The following is a 20,591-nucleotide window of genomic DNA, read 5'->3' on the forward strand; positions in this document are numbered from 1 at the left end:
CCTCCTCGTGACCACTACTGGACAAGAGTGGTGGCGGACCGCCGTCATCTACCAGGTCTACCCGCGCAGCTTCGCCGACGGCAACGGCGACGGAACCGGTGACCTCAAAGGCGTGCGCGACCGCATCCCGTACCTCGCCGAGCTCGGGATCGACGCGATCTGGCTGTCGCCGTTCTACACCTCGCCCCTCAACGACGGAGGCTACGACGTCGCCGACTTCCGCGACGTCGATCCCCGCTTCGGGACCCTCGCCGACTTCGACGCCATGGTCACCGACGCGCACGCCGCCGGCCTGCGCGTGATCGTCGACATCGTCCCGAACCACAGCTCCTCCGAGCACGCCTGGTTCAAAGCCGCCCTCGCGGCCGGCCCCGGATCGCCCGAACGCGAGCGCTACATCTTCCGCGACTCGGAAGTGGAAGGTGAACCGCCGAACGACTGGCAGTCGGTGTTCCACGGTTCGGCATGGACCCGCGTCGAAGACGGACAGTGGTACCTGCACCTGTTCGACTCGACCCAACCCGACTTCAACTGGGAAAACGACGAAGTACGCGCCGAGTTCCTCGACATCCTCCGTTTCTGGCTCGACCGAGGCGTCGACGGCTTCCGCATCGACGTCGCCCACGGCATGGTGAAAGAAGCCGGGCTCCCCGCACTCGGCGCACCACAGTCGATCGAGATGCTCGGGACCACCAAAGCCCCCTACTTCGACGTCGACGGCGTCCACGACATCTACCGCACCTGGCGCCCCGTCCTCGACTCCTACCCCGGCGAACGCATGGCCGTCGCCGAAGCCTGGGTCGAATCACCCGAACGCCGCGCCATGTACGTCCGCGCCGACGAACTCCACCAGGCCTTCAACTTCGACCTCCTCATGGCCGACTTCGCCGCCGCCGACTACCGCAAGGTCATCGACGCCGAACTCGCCATCAACGCCACCGTCGGCGCCCCCGCGACCTGGGTCCTGTCCAACCACGACCGGCCCCGCCACGTCACCCGCTACGGCGACGGCGAAACCGGCCTCGCCCGCGCCCGCGCCGCCTCCCTCCTCATGCTCGCACTCCCCGGATCCGCCTACATCTACCAAGGCGAAGAACTCGGACTCAACGAAGTCCTCGACCTCCCCGACGACGTCCTCGACGACCCCACCTGGAAACGCTCCGGCGGCACCGACCGTGGCCGTGACGGCTGCCGCGTCCCGCTGCCCTGGAAGAGCTACGGAGCCTCCCTCGGCTTCGGCAACGCCGGAACCTGGCTCCCCCAGCCCCCCGCCTGGGCCGAACTGTCCGCCGAAGCCCAAGACGGCGTCGAAGGATCCACCCTGGAGCTCTACCGCACCGCACTCCGCACCAGGCGCACCCACAGGCCCGGCGACGCCGTCACCTGGCTCGACTCACCCTCCGACGTACTCGCCTTCTCCAGCGGTGCCATTCGCTGTGTCACAAACTTCGGGGGTAACCCCATCCCACTCGCCGACCTCGGCACACTGGAAGGCGACATCCTCGTCGCATCCGGGCCCGTCCAAGACGGAACACTCCCCGCGAATACGACGGTGTGGATCGGGTAAACAACAGACCTGGGCCTACGGGCCTTGTGGGGTGGAGGCGGCGTCTCAGGGGTGGGGCGCCGCCTCTCTGTGTTTGTCCTGCGGAGGCGAACGAAACCGCCTGAGAGCTTAGGGGATCGGGCTGCGGCCCCTCCGCGGTGCCGGGTTCCCGGCGTGGTGGGTCTCGACCGGGGTTCCCGAGGTGAGGGTGCCGTCCGGCGTGGGCGAGTGCTCTGTGACGGGTTCCCGGCGTGGGTGCGGCTGTTTGGGTGTCGCCGTCCTCTTTGTTTTCGAACCCAGATCGTCATGCCTCCTTGTGCCCGTGTGGCGTGCGAAGCGGCCGCCGCCCCCTTTCGGGAGGCGACGGCCGCAGAGGCCGCGTCAGGCGACGGGGACCGTTTCTGCGACCGGGGCCGCGTCCGTGATCGGTGCCTTGCGGAGCAGCCGCGCGAGACCAGCCCCGGCGAGGGTGACGAGAGCGGCGGCGAAGGCGGCCGTCCGCAGACCGCTCGCGACGTCGGCCACCGGGGCCGGAGTGCCGGCGTGCAGATCGATGCCGGCGTTGGCGACGGCGACCAGGGCCGCCAGCAGAACCGCGCCGCCGATGAACTGGGCCGTGGAGGCCATGGCCCCCGCGACGCCCTGCTCCTCCGGCGCGACCTCGGCCCCCGCCGTCATGAAGATCGGCGGGAAGGCCGCCCCGGCACCCAGTCCCCATAGGACGATCGCCGGGAGCAGCGTCCAGTACTCACCGCCGACCGTCATGGTGATGCCGAAGACGGCGAAGGAGGCGGCCACGCCGGCCATGCCGATCGTGATCGAGGCGCGGGTACCGAACCGGCCGACGACATACGGCGCGACCTTGGCGGCACCGATCATCGACAGTGCGCTGAGCGGAAGGAACGCCAGCCCGGCCTGAAGGGTCTCGTAGCCGAGGACGTTCTGCACGTAGTTGGTGAAGAGGAAGTACTCGGTCCCAATGACGCCCATGAAGATGAAGACCACGGCCATCGCCACGACCAGGCTGCGATTCGCGAACAAGCGCAGCGGCATCAGCGGCGAAGGGCTGCGGTGCTCGATCCACACGAACAGGGCGAGCAGACCCAGGCCCGCGACGAGAGCGCCGAGCCCCTGGGGCGTCCGCCATCCGGACTCGGGGCCGCTCACCAGGCCGAAGACCAGGAGCGTCGCGCCGACGGTCGCGACGACCGCGCCGGGCAGGTCGAAGCCCGTGCGCGGACCGTCCACTGTGGTGTCCCGGGTGAGCAGCCGGGGCGCGGCGATGATGGCGAGGACGACGACCGGCACGTTGACGAACAGCACCCACTCCCAGCCGAGGAAGCTGGTCAGGACACCGCCGCCGATCGCGCCGACGGCCGCCCCGGAGCTGCCCGCCATGCTCCAGATGGTGAAGGCCCGGACGCGGGCCGTGCCCTCGAAAGTCGTGTTGATCAGGCGAAGCACGGCCGGGGTGAGCAGGGCTCCGCCGAGGCCCTGGACGGCTCGGGCTCCAATGAGGACGGTCTGCGAGTCGGCGAGGCCGCCGACGAGTGAGGCCGCGCCGAAGATCGCGATTCCGGTGATGAAGACGCGCCGGGCCCCGAGCCGGTCGGCGGCCCGGCCGCCGAAGAGCAGGAAACCCCCGGTCGTCACGGTGTAGGCGCTGATGACCCACTGGAGCGTCTGCGGCGAGAAGCCGAGATCGCGTCCGATGGACGGCAGCGCGACGAAGACGATGTCGAAGTCGACGGCGATCAGGAACTGGCTGATCGCCAGCAGCGCCAGGCGGAGGCCGGGACGGTCGGTGCGGTTCATGGCGGGGTCCTTCTACGGAGTCGAACGGTGCCCTTGGGGCACTTCTTGTAACGGGCAAGACGTTATGTGCCCGAGGGGTGCTGCGTAAGAAGGCAGATCTTTGTTCCGGTGGCACAGCGATGTGACCGTGCAGGTCAGAGGGGTGCGCGAAGAGCGCCGGTGGCGGGGGACACAGACGGGTAAGCTCGACGAGCCCATGGACCGTCGCCCGCGGTCGCGCCCACTCCCCGCCCAGGAGTTCCCTTGGGACGTGCCTTCCTGCTCGCCGCCGCCTTCCTCGCGCTGAGCGGCTGCGGAGCCGATGTCCCATCGCCGGACGCCATCGCGCCCTCGGCGTCCACTGTGGATCGCACGGTCGATCCGGTTGCCGCCATGGCGATCCTGGCCGAGGAGTCCTACCGCTTCACGCTCGACTACGTGACGCCCGCGATCGAGAAGCCCTTCGCCAGGTCGCGGCAGGAGGTGTCCGTCGAGGGGATCGCCGACGGAGGGGCCGAGGTTCTCCGGTCCACGCCCGTGGACCGGGACAGCGGCGAGGTTCTCGTGATCGGGGACGAGGCGTGGACGCGCTTCGACATCGGCGTGGGAGACACGGTGCCCTCGGGATGGCTGCGAACGGCTGCCCCGACGGCCTTGGGCGGACTCCACCCCTGGCGGATCCCCGACGCGCTCGGGTCCACGGACATGATCGGCGTAGGTCTCGAATACACCGGGACCATGCGGCTCTCGCCCGGCACGGTGGACGGCCTGGCCTCCGATGTCCTGCGGGGGAACGGGAGCGAGCCGTACGAGGTGTCCTTCACCTTGACCCTTGGTGCTGACGGTCGGCCCGCGTCCTTCCGCTTCGCGACCGCCGACGCATCGAGGTCGGCGGTGTTCGGCTTCTCCGACTACGGCGTCACCGTCACCGAGCGGGCCCCGACGGACGACGAGGTGGTCGATCCCACCGAGCTGACGCCCACGGGAGACGGCAGCGGACTGGTCTGCGCGGACAAGAGCGGCAAGGTCGTCCCCTGCACCGACTAGCGGCGACCCGGCCCGGCTCTCGCCGGACCGGGCCGCCGCCCGTCTACCCCCGTCTACATCAGACGGTGCCGGTGACCGACCACCACCAGCCGTTCGAGATCAGGTCGGGCCCGGTGGCTCCCTGTCCCCAGAAGTAGTCGTTGGCGTTCGTCTGGAAACTCAGCCCGGTCTTCACGGCCGGACCGTAGGAGCGGTACTTCACGCCGTGCGGCTCCTTCAGCAGCGCCATCGTCGCCCAGGCCTGACGGACCGAGTACGCCGGACGCAGCGTCCACCACAGGAACTTCAGCGGGAACAGGTACTTCGCGAAGGTCCCGCCGGTGCCGCCGCCGACGCAGTAGGCGTTGGTGACGAAACCGTTCATCATGTGCAGGCCGCGGAACGACTGGTTCCACACGTGCGCGTCCCGCAGGACCTGGCAGGACTCCAGTTGCAGCCACTCCAGGTTCCAGTCGTTGCCCCAGCGGGCGTCGCCGGGGACGATGCTGGTGTCGGAGACGCTGCTCTTGAACGTGAAGCCGCCGGGCCAGCCGTGCCCGGTGTACCACTGGGCGTCGACGTCGTCGGCGTACTCGTAGTCCCAGCCGCCCTTGCTGGCGTCCTTGAAGTCCTTCTCCCAGGACGAGGCGCCGCGCCAGTCGTGGTCGATGAACTGGCCCTTGCTCTGCATCACCGACTTGAAGCCGTTCGCGCTGTCCTGCGCGCACTGCCACTCGTCGACGGTCTGCGAGATGCCGACCGAGGCGAGCGCGAAGCCGCCGCCGCCCGGTTGCGAGGAGGCGGAGTAGCCGCCGTCGCCGTCCGCGGCGACCGACGCGATCGCGCTGAGACCGTTGGCGTCGGTGACTTCCAGGCTCACCTGCTCCTGCTTGGCGCCTTCGCGCGGGGTCCGCCGGTAGGTGATGGACGGGCCGGCGACGTTGTCGAGCACGGTGGTCGAGGAGGACCAGCGGTAGCTGTACGGTGCCGTGCCTCCGGCCACTTTGGACGACGCGGTCACGGTGTCCCCGCGTCGGTCGACCTGGACGGTGAACGACGGCGCCGAGTCGCGGACCGCGGGGACGAGACGGCTCGCCTGGGTCTCCTCCTTGCCGACCGGGTTGCAGGTGTACTGCGGCCAGATCTCCTTGACGGTGCCGGTTCCGTCGGCGTTGCGGGAGGTCAGCTCGGGCATCTGGTAGCCGAGCGTGGGTTCGCCCTGCTCGACGGTGTCGCCGTAGACGCGCTTGCAGTCCTCGCGGGCCTCGTCGGGGCTGATCACGTCGACCTTGCGGTCGGCGGCGACCTTGCGCAGCGACTCCGACAGCTCGGTGACCGTGCCGTTCTCGTCGAAGGTGACGCGCAGGTTCGCGCCCTGGCCGGTCAGTGGGAGACCGTCGAGGTAGGCGTCGAAGCTGACCGTCGTGTCGATCGGCTGCGCGGTGACGACGCTGCCCTTGTCGTCGGTGAGGGTGAAGTCGCTGTGCGAGATGCGCGCCTTGACGGACATGCCCTCGCTGATCAGCGCGATGCTCGCGAGCCGGTCGGCCTTCTGCACGGCCAGGTCGTCGGGGTAGGGCTTGATCCGGCCGAGGGCGTCGAAGTCGACCTCCTCGGTGACGGTCGGGTTGCCGTCCTCGTCGCGGCCCTGGCCGACGGTCTTGTGTGGCACGCGCTGGAACTTGGCGCCGTCGACGTACTGGAAGGAACCGTTGGGGAACAGGGCGTTCCCGATGCCGAAGGAGTCGGCGAGCCGGGCGCCGTCGTTGACCGTGAGGCCCTCCTGCGTGACGACGTAGACGGTCGCGGTGCCGCCCGCGGCGCGCGCCTCGACGGCCGGGCCGAGGGAGGCGGCCAGGGCGATGATGACCGCCCCGGCGCCGAGCACTGTGGACGGTCGGTGCCGGGTTGTGCTGTGGGCTAAGGATTTCATGCTGGTGTTACCCCCATACACGTTGCGTGTGCTGTCCACCGAGACGGTATTGACCGCTAGTGAACGGATACGGAGTAGTTAGGGCACACCTGTGGTCACCCGGCGGCGGCGGAGAGGGCAAGGATTTTCAGTGCCTAATCCGTGAGGGCTTCGACGGGCATCGGGAACGTGTGCAGGGACCCGAGCATTGGGACCGGGTCGCCTTCCCAGTTCAGGGCGAGGATCTGGTCGCGGCTGCGGCGGCCGATGACGAGCCGGGCGAGTTCGTAGAGCTCGGTGTGCAGGGTGGCGGCCACGGGGCCGGTGCCGAGGGTGCGGTCGACGGGATCGGCGACGACGCGGACGGCGGGCAGATCCTCCGGCCAGCGGCGGCCGAGGTGCGCGAGGGTGAAGGCGGCCATCCAGGCGCAGGTCTCGGCGTCGCGGTCGGTGGACATACCGAGGGCGCCGGCGATGTCCTGCTCGTGCTGCCAGGCGTCCTGGACGAGCAGGTGGCTGCGTTCGTTGCCGGGTGCGGCGAGGAAGGCGTCCATGTCGGGACCGGCCTTCGCCCATTCCGCGCAGACGTCCTCAAGGGACAGTCCGGCGCGGTCGGCGACCTGCCCGGCGGTCCATTCGGGCTTGGCCATGGTGGTCAGCCGGCCGGTGAGCACGTCGGTGCAGATGCCGGTGAGGTGCGCGTAGGTGTCGTGCACCGACCAGCCGGGCAGGGCGGGCACGGCCTTCGCCCGCGCCTCGGCGTCCAATGTGGACACGCGCTCGATCATGCGATGGCGGATCGTGCGGTACGTCGTGGAAGGCGTCATGCCCCAGAACTTAACGACCGAACGGTCGTGTGGCTACCCTCGTGTGCCGTTCGCCACGCCACGGATCGCGTCGGTGACGGACAGGTCGCCCGCGACCAGCTCCAGCGTCATCCCGGCCGTCGCCGGCTCGTCCAGCAGTCCCAGCAGGACCGCCGCGACGTCGGCGCGGGTCACCGACCCGCGCGGGACGGACGGCGCCAGGCGCACGCGGCCGGTCGGCGCGTCGTCGGTGAGGGCGCCCGGACGCAGGATCGTCCAGCCCAGGTCGCGTTCGCGCAGATCGTCCTCGGCGGCGGTCTTGGCGCGCAGGTACGTGGCGAAGACCGGATCCGTCCCTTGTGGAGGTTCGGCTCCGGCGCCCATCGACGAGATCTGCACGAAGCGCTCGACGTCGGCCCGCTCGCAGGCGTCGGCCAGTACGACCGAGGCGCCGCGATCCACCGTGTCCTTGCGCTCGGTGCCGCTGCCCGGGCCGGCGCCCGCGGCGAAGACCACCGCGTTCGCACCGGCGAGGTACTCGGCGACCGTCATCGGGTTCGTCTTCTCCAGGTCGCACAGGATGCCCTTGGCGCCGACCTCGGCCAGGTCGTCGAGATGGTCGGGATTGCGCACGAGCCCGACGGCCTGGTGGCCGTGCTCGGTGAGCAGTCGCTCCAGGTGCAGTGCGATCTTCCCGTGTCCGCCCGCGATGACGACGCGCATGTCGGCCTCCTTGGTCCCCGAAGGCCACTGTGTCACACGGCGGCGCCGCCGAAGTGGGTTTCGATGCCGTCGAGGAGCCGTTCGAGGCCGAAGGCGAAACGGGCGTCCTCGCCGTCGCCGGCGGGCGCGTCGAAGGGGAACGACTCCATGACCTCCATGAGCAGCGGGAAGTCCGCCTCCCGGCCGTGCTCGGTGAGCAGCTCCGGCGTGAAGAACGGCCCCTGAGCGGCCACCGCCTCCCCGTGCACCTGTTCGAGGGCGACGCCCCGGACGTAGCCGTTGACGAGCAGCGCGAGGTCGAAGCGGCGCATCGGGGGCAGCGCCAGGACCGACAGCGCCCGCAGGCCCTCCTCCAGCCAGCCGAGTTCGCGGGGGCCCATGACGCGGGGACTGGTCACCACGTCAAGCATCCACGGGTGCGCGAGCAGGACGGTGCGGGTCGCGTGCGCCCAGTGGGTGAGCGCGGGCCGCCACCCGTCGGACACGTCGAGCCGGGGCGCGTCGCCGGTCGCGGTCTCGATCATCAGCGAGATGAGGTCGTCCTTGCCGGGGATGTAGCGGTAGAGCGACATGGTCCCCGCGTCGAGCCGGCGGGCGAGGCCGGGCATGGTGAGGCCCGCGACGCCGGCCGCGTCGGCGATCGCGACGGCCTCGCCGACGATCCGTTCGAGGCTGAGCCCCGGCCGGGGGCCGCGGGCGGGTGTCCTCGGCGCGCCCCAGAGGAGCTCGACGCCGGGTCTCGGCTCGCTCATGGCGTGGTCCTCATGGTCATCTGCTCGACTTTACGGGGTCTAGACCCCCTGTTCCAGCGCCTGCGTATCTCATACGCTCGATGCGTATCGCATACGCAATAGGGGAGAGAACATGGTCACTCCAACGACGCCCAAACAGTCCTTCTGGCGCAGGCCCTGGGTCGCGCCCATGTTCGTGGTGATGGCGGCCTTCCTGGCCTTCTCGCTTCCGCCGTACCTGACGGGCGGCTCCCGGGTCGCGATCCGCGAGAACGCGCCCTGGCACCAGCCCAGCCTGGTCGGGCACATCGGATTCGGCACGATCGCCCTCATCTGCTGCGGATTCCAGGTGTGGCCGTGGTTCCGCGCGAAGTACCCGGCCGTGCACCGGCGGCTCGGCCGCGTCTACGTGTTCGCCGGCGTGCTGCCGACGGCGCTGCTCGGTATCGTCGCGTCGCTGACCTCGGTCGTCGGGATAGTCGGCAGGATCGGCAACACGACCCTGTGCGTCGTGTGGCTCCTGGTGACGTACCGGGGTTACAAGTCGGCGCGCCGGCGCCAGTTCGGCGACCACCGCCGGTGGATGATCCGCAGCTTCGCCCTGTGCACGTCCATTGTGGTCAATCGCCTGTGGATCGGCATCATGCTCGGGGCGCTGATGCCCTTCCTGGAGTTGGAGTACGACGGCGACATGGACCGGCTGATCCTCGACGCCGCCGGGGCGAGCATCTGGCTGAGCTGGGTGGTGAACCTGCTCATCGCCGAGTGGTGGCTGGAGCGCGGGAAGGGGAAGGCGCGGGCGAAGCGGGGCGCGGTCGCGCGGAAGGAGACGGAGGTCGAGGCGGCGGTCTGAGCTGGACCGTCGCGGTGAACCAGAAACGTGCTTCGGGACCGGCGGCGCTCGCCGGTCCCGAGGCGGCGGATCAGTTCAGGTTGATGTCGATGACGCGCACCGGATAGGGCCGGTAGGCGGCGGGCGTGGTGGTCAGTACCCACGCGTCCCGTCCGAGCTGCTCGGTCTCCCACGCTGTATGCAGGATCTGCAGCTCGTCGAGCGGCGGGTTCTTCCCGCCGCCGGCGGCCCTGCCGAGCGCGATCCCGGTGGTGGCGCGAAGATCGGCGACATGCGTGCCGCTCGGGAAGAGAATCGCCTGCCAGGCGTCCTCGCCGGCGCCGCTGGCGATAGTCGCCTGGAGAACGGCCAGGGAAGGCAAGATCAGGATCGCCGAGCCCTCATCGGCCTGGAGGTGCACGTCGAGCATCACGGGATCGCCGCCGAAAAGGGCGGTCAGGGCCGACCCGTCGGCGACGTAGACGGGTGTCGCGGTCACAGTGTCGCTACTCCGGGGTCGGCGGTCGCGGCGCGAGCGGCGGCGAGGCGCTCGCGGATGGACCGATTCGGCCCCGGCGTCTCCGAGAGGCCGAGCGCGTGCGCGAGGCGTTCGCGGTTGGCCGCGACCTCGGCGCTGGTGTGGCTACCGGTGGCGAGCTGGGCGACCGCTTCGCCGATGGTGACGCCGCGATCGGCGGCCAGCGCGGCGAGACGGTCGCGGACTTCGGCGGACACGCGGATCATGACATCACCCATGAAGCTACTGTATACTAGCCGTATACAGTAGCGGGCCGATTACACCGGGTCGTCTCGGGTGGGGCTGAAGTCGTTGAAGGGCCGGGCATCGCTGGATGCCCGGCCCTCTTCCCACACCCCGGTTCTAGGACCCGAAAGCGGGCTCCGGCTCACGCACCACCGGCGCCTTGACGGGCTCGGCGTCGAGCGGCTGGCTCGGCGCGGTGAAGACCGCCTCGTCGAGGGTCTTCTCCGACCTGGCGACCAGCACCGGCACGACCATCTGCCCGGTCACGTTGGTGGCCGTGCGGATCATGTCGAGGATCGGGTCGATCGCCAGCAGCAGGCCGACGCCTTCGAGCGGCAGTCCGAGCGTGCTCAAGGTCAGCGTCAGCATCACGATCGCGCCGGTCAGCCCGGCGGTCGCCGCCGAACCGATCACCGAGACGAACGCGATCAGCAGGTAGTCCTCGATGCCCAGCGGCACGTTGAAGACCTGCGCGACGAAGATCGCCGCGAGCGCCGGGTAGACCGCGGCGCAACCGTCCATTTTGGTCGTCGCGCCGAAGGGCACGGCGAAGGAGGCGTAGTCGCGCGGGACGCCGAGGCGTTCGGTCGTGACCCGCTGCGTCAGGGGCATCGTGCCGACCGACGAGCGCGACGCGAAGGCCAGTTCGATGGCGGGCCAGGCCTTCTTGAGGAAGGTCAGCGGGTTCACGCGGCCGACGAAGCGCAGCAGAATCGGGTAGATCACCAGCATGACCAGCAACGATCCGATGTAGACGTCGGCGCTGAAGGTCGCCAGCGGCTTGAGCAGGTCCCAGCCGTAGGTGGCCACGGCCTTCCCGATCAGGCCCAGGGTCCCGATCGGGGCGAGGCGGATGATCCACCACAGGGCCTTCTGGACCAGTTCGAGGATCGACTCGTTGAGCTTCAGGAACGGCGCCGCCTTGTCGCCGACGGCCACCGCGGCCGCGCCCAGGACGATGCCGATGAACACGATCTGCAGGACGTTGACCTCGGTGAACGACTCGACGATGTTCGTCGGGATGATGCCGGTCAGGAAGTCGGTCCAGCCGCCGGTGTGCTCCGGCGCGGCCGCCGTCCCGAGGGAGACGCCCTTGCCGGGGTCGGTGAGCAGGCCCAGGCCGATGCCGACACCGACGGCGAGCAGCGAGGTGATGCCGAACCACAGCAGGGTCTTGCCGACGAGCCGGGCGGCACCGGACAGCTTGCGCAGGTTGGCGATCGAAACGACCACGGCGGTCAAGACGAGCGGCGGAACGGCGAGCTTGAGGAGCTGGACGAAGATCGTGCCGATCTGGGTGAGTGTCGTGGTCAGCCAGGACACGTCCCAGTTGCGCGCGACCCAGCCGAGCCCGGCGCCGAGCACCAGGCCGATGAGCAACTGCACGCTGAAGGGGACCCTCTTGACGAGAGCGAGCATGGGTGTGACTCCAGGAAAAGGACGCACGCGGGCGGAAAGCGGATAAGGCGTGCGAAGGGGTGAGCGAGGGGGCGATCGAGCGCGCTAGGGCGCGATCAGCAACACGCCACGCCGGTGACGCGGCAGTAATCGACGTGCAGGCGGCGGACCAGCCAGACACGGATGACGGAGAACCTCACGGGGAGTAAGAGTAGGAGCTTTGCCGCGTGATGGCCAGGGGGAGTGAGCGAGAACGCAGCTAGGGTGGCGCCGTGACCCGGATCCTGCACCTCTCCGACCCTCACCTGTCGCGCGGTGGCGGCCCGGACGCCGACGGCGTCGACGCGACGGCCTCCCTCGATCTGATCCTCCACGCAGTCCGGCACGTGCCCGGAATCGACCTGGTCCTCGTGACCGGCGACATCGCCGACGACGGGACCCCCGAGGCGTGCGAGGCGGTCCGCGACCGCGTCGGTCGCTTCGCCGCCCAACGCGATGTCCCGCACGTCTACACGACCGGCAACCACGACACCCGCGGCGCCTTCGCCGCCGTGTTCGGCACCGGCCACCTCGACGCCGGGGGCCGCGACGTCGGCGTCATGGGTACCGGTGTCGGGCATGAGCGCGCGGCCGTCTCGCACGTCGGCGGCCCGCGCGTGGTGACGCTCGACAGCCTCGTCCCCGGCGAGACCCACGGGGAACTCTCCGACGCCCAGCTGTCCTGGCTGCGCGAACTGCTCGCCGAAACCGCCGAAGCCGGAACGGTCGTGGCCCTGCACCACCCGCCGGTGGCCCCGGCGGTCTCGCCGCTGCTGCCGACGGTGAACCTCCGCGACGCCGAAAGGCTCGGCCGGGTCATCGCCGGGACCGACGTCCAAACGGTCCTCTGTGGACACTTTCACCTGCAGCTCTCCGCGCTGTGGCACGGGATCCCCGTCTGGGTCACGCCCGGAATCATCACCCGCATCGACCTGTCCGCACCACCCGGCCTCGAACGCGCGGTCAAGGGCGCCGGCGCCACCGTCGTCGAACTCGGCGGCCCGTACTCGCCGATGTTCCACACGATCCACGCCCGCGATCCCGAAGCGGGCCGACAGGTCTACCTCGTCGACGCCATGTCGGGCGAGGACGTGGACCGGGAGTAGTCCCGGCCGTACCTGGCACGATCACCGCCATGGACTGGAACACCGCCCTCAGCGGCCACACCGACCCCGCCGACGACCACGGCGACTTCGTCGAAATCGGCGTCCTGCACAGCCGAGGCGGCTCCGTCGTCATGTCCGGCCTCGAATCCCCCGAATACCTCGATTGGGAACTCGCCGACGGCCCCAGCCGGGTCTTCCTCGCCTACCGCGACCTCACCGACGGCGAACGCGCCTACGACCACCCCGGCATCACCCGCGTCGTCGCGGCCGTCGCCGTCATCCCCGAAGGCCTTACCCCCGAACAGGTCGCGAGCTCGCCGACCGACGACGGCGCCTTCGACTCGAACTTCCTCGGCCCGCTGTCGGCGGTGTACAGCGACCTGCCGGGAGTGCGGATCCCGGGCCCGATCCTGCTCGGCGACGCGAAGTCCGACCCGGAGGGCCATGCGCGCAGGACCGGCGAACTCGTCGCCGAACTGGCCCGCCAGGCGGCCGAAGGCGTCGCGGCGCCGGTGATCGAGGTCGCGATCGACCTGGAGTCGGGCGCCAACGCCTTCGTATTCCCCACGCACGCGCATGACGTCTCGACCACCGTTCTCGGTGGGGAGCACGCGCCCGGGGCCGACGTGAGCTTCGTCGTGTGGGGCGGGTTCGACTTCGTCGACTGACGCGGCGAGGGCGGGACCGCGACGGTCCCGCCCTTCGCTCGTTCCGGGCGTCAGTCGGCGTCGAGTTCGGCCAGGATCTGCCCGTAGCGGCCCTGCGCATCCCTTGCCGCGGCGGGTTTTCCGCCCCGCTCGCAGGCGTCGATGAGCAGGCGCCACCCCTCGTCGTGATAGCGGTCGATGGAGACGCAGCGCTCGGCCGCCGTCGAAGCCGCCGACGCGTCGGCGCGCGCCAGCTCCAGCGCGGCGAGGTTCGCCGCGGCGTCGGCCGCCGACCGGCGCAGCTGCTCCCGCTCGTGCACGACCCATTCGCTGGCGCCGTCCTCGGGCAGCAGATCCCCGGTGTAGGCGGCCATCACCGCTCGCAGGGCCGTCGCCGTCGTCGTGACGTCGCCGGTCATCCGGGCCCGGCGGGCGTCGTGCACCGCGCGGCGGAAGGCGACGACGTCGCCGTAACCGTCGGCGGGCAGGACCAGCCGGTAGCTGTCGCCTTCCCGGATCAGTATCCGGTGGGCGCCCCGTTCGACACCGGGCTCCAGGAGCCTCCGCAGACTCGACACGGCCACGTGCAGGCTGTGCGTCGCCGCCGTGCTCGGCAGCGTCGGCCACAGCGCTTCGACCAGGATCTCGCGATGCACCGGCGCGCCCGCGTGGATCGCGAGCAGGCGGAGCAGGGCGCGGGCCCGTGGCTTCACCGCGGTGAAGTCGATCCGCTCGCCGTCCCGGAAGGCCTGGAACCCGCCAAGGCACAGCAATGCCAGGGGAGCGCGGGTCACCGGGGCCGGACGCGGATCGGCCGACTCGGCGGGCGCGTCCAGCCAGCGGTCCACAAGGGACTGCGGCAGTCCGCATTCGACGGCCAGCAGCCGTGCCCGGTCGACGAGCTCGATCGTCTGCGAGGGTTCGGCCCTCGCCGAGGCGATCAGGCCGGCGACCTGAGCGCCGTGCGCGCCGGCGGCACGCGCGACGCTGACGGCTCGCGCGGCCTCCACCTCGGCGTCGGGCAGGTTCGCGGCGACCGCCGACAGCGCGTACAGCGACTGCGCCCACGAGTGCAGCACGCCCGCGTCGAGCCGGGCGCAGCGTTGCACGAGTTCGGCCAGTGCCAAGGGATCGGCCTGTTTGGAGCCCGCGTGCTGGAGCCAGCCGAGGCCGGTGGCGAGCACCGCGCCCCAGTCGTCGCCCTCACGCGTGCACTCCTCGCCGACGCCGATGGCGACCTTCGCGCTGTCCTCGGTGCCGTCGAGCGCGACCGCGGCCCGCGCCATGCGCGCCAGCCACGGGTACTGCGCCCGCTCGCACTCGGCCGCCAGCTCCGTGAGGCGGGACGTGCCCGCCGCCGGATCCTCGGTGAGGACGCCGATCGCCTGGCAGGTGCGCAGCGCGAGCATGACCAGGTCGGTCCCCTCGGGCTCCACATTGGACAGTGCGGTCGCCGCCTCGGCGAAACGACCGCCGAGGACGTGCGAGACCGCCCGGACGAGCGGCCCGTACGGTGCCGGCATGCGGTCGGCCTGGGCGGCCGCCATCGCCGGATGCCGCTGGGTCGCGGCCCGCAAGCGGTTCGCCCAATGCCCTTGCGGACCGGCGGGCCCGGGCATCCACACGCTGACGCGCGTGAGGGCGGCGCGGCTGTGCGCGCGGCCGTCGTCGTCGCCGAACAGGGCCGCCCCACGGATGAGACAGTCCGCGGCGGCGCCGAGCTGGCCGCGACTGAACAGGTGCTTGCCCTCGGCCAGACGCAGCCACGGGTCTTCGGCGACGAGCCACGCCGGGAGCACGTCCCGCCACGGTTCGACGCCGTCGGCGACGATCCCCGCGCCGATGCGCGAGAGCAGGCGCCGCACGGTCGTCCAGTCCTCGGCGCGCGCGTAGGCCCGCGCGGCCTCGGTCATGGCGCCCTCGTCGAGCAACAGCTGCGCGGCCCGGGCATGGTGCCGCCGAGCCGCCTTCTCGCCGATGCCGTCGGCCAGCGTCGCGGCCAGATGCGAACGCAGTGCCTCGTGGTAGCGGTAGGTGCGGCCGCCGTCGGGGCTGGTCGTGAACGCCTGCAGGCGTTCCAGCTCCGCGAGGTGCCGCGCCGAGTCGTGCCTGCGGAGCAGGCGGTCGCAACGGGCGGCGGTCAAGACGTCGAAGACGCTGGTGCGGACGAGGAAGTCGCGCAGTTTCGCGGGCAGTTCGGCCAGCACCGTACGCGCCAGATAAGCGCGCACCAGGGTCGCGCGCCCGTCGAGGGCCGCGACGGCCTCGCGCCTTTCGGCGAGCGAACGGCCCCTTGTGGACAGATGGAACAGCTGGAGCCCCGCGACCCATCCGCCGATGCGCCGGTCGAGGGCGGCGATGTCGGCGGGCGGAAGGGGCTCACGGTAGACCAGCCGCAGCAGTTGCTCGGTCTCCCAGCTGCGGAACCGCAGCTGTTCGGCGTCGATGATCGTCACGTCGGCGAGTTCGTGCCGGGCCAGGTTCAGCCGCGGCATGCGCCGGGAGGCGAGGACGAGCCGAAGACGTCTGGGCGCGTTCGCGACGAGCCGGTCGAGGACCTGCTCGGCCGGCGAGTTGTCCAGGCAGTGGACGTCGTCGAGGACCAGGAGCATGTGGTCGACGGCCGCGGCGTCCACCGCGCGCAGCAGCTCGTCGAGGTCGCCCTCGTCGCGTGGATCCGGCAGCTCGCAAGGAATCGAGCGCCGGATGTCGGCGACGAGGCGGCTGGAGTCGGCGTGCCCGGGCCCCACGCCCAGCCAGCCGACGGTCCCACCCGTGGTGTTGCGGAAGTAATGCGCGTAGTGGGTCAACAGTGTGGTCTTGCCGAACCCGGCCGGTGCGGTGACCAGGGCCAAAGGTGCGGTTCGTACTGAGTTGAGGTCCGCGAGCAGCCTGGTTCGCACCAGTCCGCTCGTCTCACGGTGCATGACGGTGTGCATCGCCCTCCTCCCTGCGCGGCCACGCCGCCGTTCTCCCCCGACAGGAATGAAGTGCCCGGAGGTCTCCGCGAACGTGGAGGGCAGCCACTGGGACGACCGGTTCGTTCCTGAGAGTAGCGAACTCTTTACATGATCACCGTGGCCGAACGGTCAGGTCGACGTGGCGCTTGGGACGATGGTCTTGCACTGGGCAAACGTTGGTCATGTTCACGGAACAGCAGGTCAGACGGGGTGTCTAGCGTCGGGTGCACAAGGTCCACAAGGGACTTAGGTCCCGAGCTTCAGGCGTGCGCGGAGGCTGGGCCGGAGGGCGAGAAATGCTGGCGAGAACCCGCCAAGCGCGAGAGACGGCGACAGCGGCGAAACCGCCCGCCCCCGCGCCCGGCCGCGCCTACGATGGCGAAATGACCGATCCCGCCGCCGAAGCGGCCCCCTCGCCCCTTGAGTCCCTGAGCACCGAGGAACTGCGCGAGCGCGCCTTCGCCCTCGCCCGCAAACGCCTCGACCTCGCCTTCTTCTGGGACGTCATCGAGCACCTCCCGCACTCCTACAACGCCGAGACCGACGGCTCGGTCGGGTCCATCGGCTCCGTCATCGACAACATCGTCGAGACCTACCAGGAGTTCCACGGCCGCGGCTACGGCGAAGAGGAGCCTCTGCTGCGCGCGGCCTTCGTCGACTACATCGAGAAGCACGGCAAGGGCTCCCGCTAGGATCGGAGTCTGTCGATCTTCGAGGCGGGAGCCACCTCATGACCACTGTGGACAGCGAACTCGTCACGATCACCGGCGTCGAGGAACTGCGCGAGCTGTACGGCATGCCCAAGGAGCGCGCGGTCACCAAGGAGCGCACGCGGCTCCTCGACGTCGACCGGGAATGGCTCGCCGCCGCGCCGTTCTGCCTCATCGCCACCAGTGACGCCGAGGGCAACGTCGACGTCTCGCCGAAAGGCGACCCGGCCGGTTTCGCGCACGTCCTCGACGAGCGCACCCTCGCCATCCCCGACCGGCCCGGAAACAACCGCGTCGACGGCTTCACCAACATCCTCGCCAACCCGCACGTCGGGCTGCTCTTCGTCATCCCCGGCCGCCCCGACAGCCTCCGGATCAACGGCCGCGCCCGGCTCGTCCGCGAAGCCCCCTTCTTCGACGACATGATCGTCAAGGGGCACCGGCCGAAACTCGCCGTCCTGGTGGACGTCGAGCAGGTGTTCTTCCACTGCGCCAAGGCCTTCCTGCGCTCGTCGCTGTGGAAGCCCGAGACGTGGAACCCGGCCGCGGTCGACACCCACGCGCGGCTGATCAAGCGCGTGCAGGAGACCGAGGAGACCCTGGAGGAGCTGGAGGCCTACTACGGGCCCTCGTACGAGCAGAACATGTACAAGGGCTGACGCCGGCCGGGGTCGCGGCCGCCGTCGAAGGTGAACGTGTCCTCCGCTTTTCGTGTACCCGACCCAAGGTCCGCGCTCGTCGCCGACGAGCGTGCCCGCGTCGTGGTCGGCGTCGCCTCCGCTACGCCTTGCCTCGACGGGTGCGTCGGCGTCGTTCGCCGCACCCGGCCGCCGGCGTGCCGGACGCCCGCGCGGTCGTGACCGGGCGGGCGTCGGCGATGTTCGTGGAGACCGTCACGTGCGCGGCGGTCGGCGTACGAGATGAACCACGGTTCACTTTCGGGCGAAGAACTCCAGCTCGGCGATCGCCACGACCTTCCCGTGCTCGTAGCCGTAGGCGCTCTTCACCGTCAGCTTGACCGTGACCACGTCGGAGACGCCGAGCCCGAAGGTCTGCGGCTCGGCCTGGTCGACCAGCGAGATCTCCTCGACGGTCTCCTTGCCGTTGCGCGACGTCATGGTCAGCACGACCTTCTCCGGCCGCGCCTGGGTCAGGAAGTCCTCCTGCACCCGGGACGCACCCGAGGAGATCACCAGGTCCACCAGCCGCACCGGACTGCCGAACTCGACCTCGACCCACTCGTCGACGCCGTCACCGGCGGGCGCCCAGTACTGGTCGGCGACCCCGTCGAGGAGGTTCCCGGCCTTCGTGCCGGTCGTGCTGCTCGACGTGCGGACCTCGCTCGGCACCACCGGGACGTGCTCGGAGAAGCGGTCCTTCACCGAGTTGACCACCGAGTCGACGTAGGATCGCGCCGGCCACATCGCGATCACCCCGAGGACCAGCGCGATCACGACGAGGACGCCGACGATCCGCATGATCCGGATCCGCCGCTGCGAACGCCGGTGCCCGGCGGCGTACCACTTCTTGTCCTCCGGGCGGCGCTTGCGGAAGATGCGCTTCCACCAGGGCGGTTTAGCCTCGACCGGCCCCGCCTCGCCCGCGAGCGAGGAACCGCAGCGCTTGCAGAACTTGCGGGTGTCGTCGTTGGCGGCACCGCACGGGCCGCAGCGGACCTGGTCGGGACCGAGCAGCTCGATCGGCGGCGCCGATGGGCGCTCGACGTGCGTCGGCCGCGGCCGGACCGGCGCGTCGGCGACGTGCCCGGGCTGGACCGGCGCCGGCTCGGTGGGGGCCGGTGCCTGCGCGGCCGTCGGCATGGTGGGCGCCGTCGGCATGCGAGGAACCTGCGTGCCGAAGGCGCCCAGCGCGGCCGCGGCCCCCGCCGCGGCGGGCGGGGCCTGCTGCGCCGTCGCGGGCGGGGACGGGTCGGCCGCCGGGGCCTGCGCCTGCGCGCTCTGCCCGTTGGAGTTCTGGCCGTCCCCTTCCCACTCCAGGTACTCGCCGCAGGATCCGCAGAACTGGTCGTCGGCGGCGACCGCCGCACCGCACCTGTTGCAGACCGTCATGTCGCCTCCGTTGTGACTCGGTGAGGGGATGTGTTCGCGGGGGCGAATGGCCGCTTACGTCTCGGCTTTCTTGGCGTTGGTCCCGGCGATCAGCACGAAGGACCGGCACACGTCCGAGTTCGTGCCGACCAGCCTCGGTCCGGGCTTTTGGCAGGTCAGCCTGATCACCACCGACTTCTCCGCCGGCACCCGCAGCGGGGTGACGAAGTGGTAGTCGAGGTCGCGGAAGTTCGCCAGCGACACGGTGAACAGCAGAGCCCCGTTGACCTCGACGTCGAGCCGCCCGGTGTCGCCCTGCGGGTTCTCCAGGACGATGTCGGTCAGCGAGAACGTCGTCTTCTTCGGGACCACGTACTGGTCGGTCGCGCTGGCGTTGGCGGCCGCGTCGGCCTCCAGCCGCGTCGACAGGGGCGAACGGGTCGTGCCCGGCGGAGGCGGCTCGGTCGACGGATCGGGGTTGCCCGACTTGGCCTCCTCGGCCTTGTCGTCGGCGGCCTCGGCCTTCTCCTCGGCCGCGGCCACCTTCTCATTGAGCTCCTCGACGGGGCTCGCCACCGCGTTCTCCGCCGCCGACTGCACGGCGGGCTTGAGCAGGAACATCCAACCTAGCGCCGCTAGCAAAGCGAGCGCCAGCAGCGCCGCCAGCCACCGGCCCGCGTGCCTCGGAATGATCGGGTTCTGGACCAGGTTGCCGTCGAGCAGCACCGGGGGCTGCGTCTCACGGTCCTTCTTGTCCATCGTCGTGATCGCGACCGCGTACGGGTGCGTGATCGACGGTCCGCGCCAGCGCGGCTTGCGGGCGCGCACGCTGAGCTTGGTGAACACCGCCTGGCCGGGCTGTACCGGCTGCTGCGGCGGGCGTGCCTCGAAGCGCAGAGCGTCGTCGGCGTCCTTGGCGTCGACGCGCACGCTGACCGGGATGTTGCCGCGGTTGTCGACGGCGACCTCGGTGCGCGAGAAGATCCGGCCACCGGCCGTGCGCGGGGTCAGCTCGCCGGTCGTGTCGGTGAACGGCTGGACCCGCAGCAGGCCCTCGGGGGCGACCGCGGTCTCGGGGTGCTCGCGGGGCAGAACGCGCACGGCGAAGGGCACGTCGCCCGCGGGGACGTCGGAGTTGCGGGGAGCGTTGAACGTCAGGCGCACCTGGGCGTCGGTGTCCGGGTACAAGGAGAGCTCGGCCGGTTCGACGGTCGTCCACGTTTCGGCGGTGCCGACCACCGTGAGTGTGTAGCCCTCGACGATCGAGCCGGTGTTGCGCAGAGTGAGGAACAGGCTCGCGGGCTCGCCTGGAGTCACGTCGAGCACGGTGTCCTGGAGGGCAGCCAGCGTCGTCATGCGCCGAACCTAGGGGTGCAGGTCGGCGGGGGCAGCGGCCACGCGGGAACACCTACAGGCAGACCGTTCTGCCCGATCGGCTGCCCCTATGCGGCTGCGTGCCCCAGGCGCGCGGGCGACTCTCTGTGGTGATGTTGTCCGGGAAAGGGGAGTCCTGTGCGCGTACGCTCTGGCGGCGTCTCCACCACGATTAT

At 70.5% G+C, this 20,591-nt stretch carries 18 protein-coding genes; 7 read left to right on the forward strand and 11 right to left on the reverse strand.

Annotated elements, in window-relative coordinates:
• The first annotated feature begins 7 nt into the window (after positions 1-7).
• Positions 8-1,567, forward strand: coding sequence for a glycoside hydrolase family 13 protein (locus HNR73_RS15565; protein WP_184788157.1), 1,560 nt, complete (start codon positions 8-10; stop codon positions 1,565-1,567).
• A 360-nt stretch (positions 1,568-1,927) separates the two neighbouring features.
• Here the strand turns inward: HNR73_RS15565 and HNR73_RS15570 are convergent, their stop codons facing one another.
• The gene (locus HNR73_RS15570; RefSeq protein ID WP_184788158.1) at positions 1,928-3,361 is read right to left on the reverse strand and encodes an MFS transporter; all 1,434 of its coding nucleotides are present in this window, start codon (positions 3,359-3,361) and stop codon (positions 1,928-1,930) included.
• Between the two features lie 243 nt (positions 3,362-3,604).
• Here HNR73_RS15570 and HNR73_RS15575 point away from each other — a divergent pair, with 243 nt between their 5' ends.
• Positions 3,605-4,387 (forward strand): hypothetical protein, encoded by a 783-nt coding sequence (locus HNR73_RS15575; protein ID WP_184788159.1) that lies wholly within the window; start codon positions 3,605-3,607, stop codon positions 4,385-4,387.
• 58 nt (positions 4,388-4,445) lie between these two features.
• Here the strand turns inward: HNR73_RS15575 and HNR73_RS15580 are convergent, their stop codons facing one another.
• The 4 genes from HNR73_RS15580 to HNR73_RS15595 form a co-directional block, all read right to left on the reverse strand.
• Positions 4,446-6,299 (reverse strand): DUF6345 domain-containing protein, encoded by a 1,854-nt coding sequence (locus HNR73_RS15580; RefSeq protein ID WP_184788160.1) that lies wholly within the window; start codon positions 6,297-6,299, stop codon positions 4,446-4,448.
• Between the two features lie 134 nt (positions 6,300-6,433).
• The gene (locus HNR73_RS15585) at positions 6,434-7,105 is read right to left on the reverse strand and encodes a maleylpyruvate isomerase mycothiol-dependent enzyme family protein (protein WP_184788161.1); all 672 of its coding nucleotides are present in this window, start codon (positions 7,103-7,105) and stop codon (positions 6,434-6,436) included.
• Between the two features lie 33 nt (positions 7,106-7,138).
• On the reverse strand, positions 7,139-7,807 hold the full coding sequence (locus tag HNR73_RS15590; protein WP_184788162.1) for an SDR family oxidoreductase: 669 nt from the start codon (positions 7,805-7,807) through the stop codon (positions 7,139-7,141).
• 32 nt (positions 7,808-7,839) lie between these two features.
• On the reverse strand, positions 7,840-8,559 hold the full coding sequence (locus tag HNR73_RS15595) for a TetR/AcrR family transcriptional regulator (RefSeq protein ID WP_184788163.1): 720 nt from the start codon (positions 8,557-8,559) through the stop codon (positions 7,840-7,842).
• Between the two features lie 112 nt (positions 8,560-8,671).
• On the opposite strand from HNR73_RS15595, the gene HNR73_RS15600 reads away from it, so the two are divergent.
• Positions 8,672-9,391 carry a DUF2306 domain-containing protein gene (locus tag HNR73_RS15600; protein WP_184788164.1) on the forward strand — a complete coding sequence of 240 codons (720 nt, stop codon included), beginning with the start codon at positions 8,672-8,674 and terminating at the stop codon, positions 9,389-9,391.
• Positions 9,392-9,461: 70 nt separating this feature from the next.
• Here the strand turns inward: HNR73_RS15600 and HNR73_RS15605 are convergent, their stop codons facing one another.
• The 3 genes from HNR73_RS15605 to HNR73_RS15615 all read right to left on the reverse strand — a co-directional run bounded on the left by HNR73_RS15605 (position 9,462) and on the right by HNR73_RS15615 (position 11,552).
• A complete protein-coding gene (locus HNR73_RS15605) occupies positions 9,462-9,869 on the reverse strand; it encodes a PIN domain-containing protein (protein WP_184788165.1) in 408 nt (135 codons plus the stop codon).
• Positions 9,866-10,126, reverse strand: a complete 261-nt coding sequence (locus tag HNR73_RS15610) for a hypothetical protein (RefSeq protein ID WP_184788166.1) — start codon at positions 10,124-10,126, stop codon at positions 9,866-9,868. The genes HNR73_RS15605 and HNR73_RS15610 overlap by 4 nt, the downstream gene beginning before the upstream one ends.
• Before the next feature lie 124 nt (positions 10,127-10,250).
• Positions 10,251-11,552, reverse strand: coding sequence for a dicarboxylate/amino acid:cation symporter (locus tag HNR73_RS15615; protein ID WP_184788167.1), 1,302 nt, complete (start codon positions 11,550-11,552; stop codon positions 10,251-10,253).
• 251 nt (positions 11,553-11,803) lie between these two features.
• On the opposite strand from HNR73_RS15615, the gene HNR73_RS15620 reads away from it, so the two are divergent.
• The gene (locus tag HNR73_RS15620; protein WP_184788168.1) at positions 11,804-12,676 is read left to right on the forward strand and encodes a metallophosphoesterase; all 873 of its coding nucleotides are present in this window, start codon (positions 11,804-11,806) and stop codon (positions 12,674-12,676) included.
• 29 nt (positions 12,677-12,705) lie between these two features.
• Positions 12,706-13,344, forward strand: coding sequence for a hypothetical protein (locus HNR73_RS15625; protein ID WP_184788169.1), 639 nt, complete (start codon positions 12,706-12,708; stop codon positions 13,342-13,344).
• Between the two features lie 50 nt (positions 13,345-13,394).
• Here the strand turns inward: HNR73_RS15625 and HNR73_RS15630 are convergent, their stop codons facing one another.
• Positions 13,395-16,262 (reverse strand): AfsR/SARP family transcriptional regulator, encoded by a 2,868-nt coding sequence (locus tag HNR73_RS15630; RefSeq protein WP_184788170.1) that lies wholly within the window; start codon positions 16,260-16,262, stop codon positions 13,395-13,397.
• A 404-nt stretch (positions 16,263-16,666) separates the two neighbouring features.
• Here HNR73_RS15630 and HNR73_RS15635 point away from each other — a divergent pair, with 404 nt between their 5' ends.
• Positions 16,667-16,975: a hypothetical protein gene (locus tag HNR73_RS15635; protein ID WP_184788171.1), complete on the forward strand. Its 309-nt coding sequence runs from the start codon at positions 16,667-16,669 to the stop codon at positions 16,973-16,975.
• Positions 16,976-17,013: 38 nt separating this feature from the next.
• Positions 17,014-17,652 carry a pyridoxamine 5'-phosphate oxidase family protein gene (locus HNR73_RS15640; protein ID WP_184788172.1) on the forward strand — a complete coding sequence of 213 codons (639 nt, stop codon included), beginning with the start codon at positions 17,014-17,016 and terminating at the stop codon, positions 17,650-17,652.
• Positions 17,653-17,925: 273 nt separating this feature from the next.
• Here HNR73_RS15640 and HNR73_RS15645 read toward each other — a convergent pair whose 3' ends face one another.
• Together HNR73_RS15645 and HNR73_RS15650 are read right to left on the reverse strand one after the other, a co-directional pair.
• A complete protein-coding gene (locus tag HNR73_RS15645) occupies positions 17,926-19,062 on the reverse strand; it encodes an NADase-type glycan-binding domain-containing protein (protein ID WP_184788173.1) in 1,137 nt (378 codons plus the stop codon).
• Positions 19,063-19,116: 54 nt separating this feature from the next.
• Positions 19,117-20,397, reverse strand: coding sequence for a COG1470 family protein (locus HNR73_RS15650; protein WP_184788174.1), 1,281 nt, complete (start codon positions 20,395-20,397; stop codon positions 19,117-19,119).
• Positions 20,398-20,591: the final 194 nt, after the last annotated feature.

The organism is Phytomonospora endophytica, assembly GCF_014202425.1.
Classification (GTDB): domain Bacteria; phylum Actinomycetota; class Actinomycetes; order Mycobacteriales; family Micromonosporaceae; genus Phytomonospora; species Phytomonospora endophytica.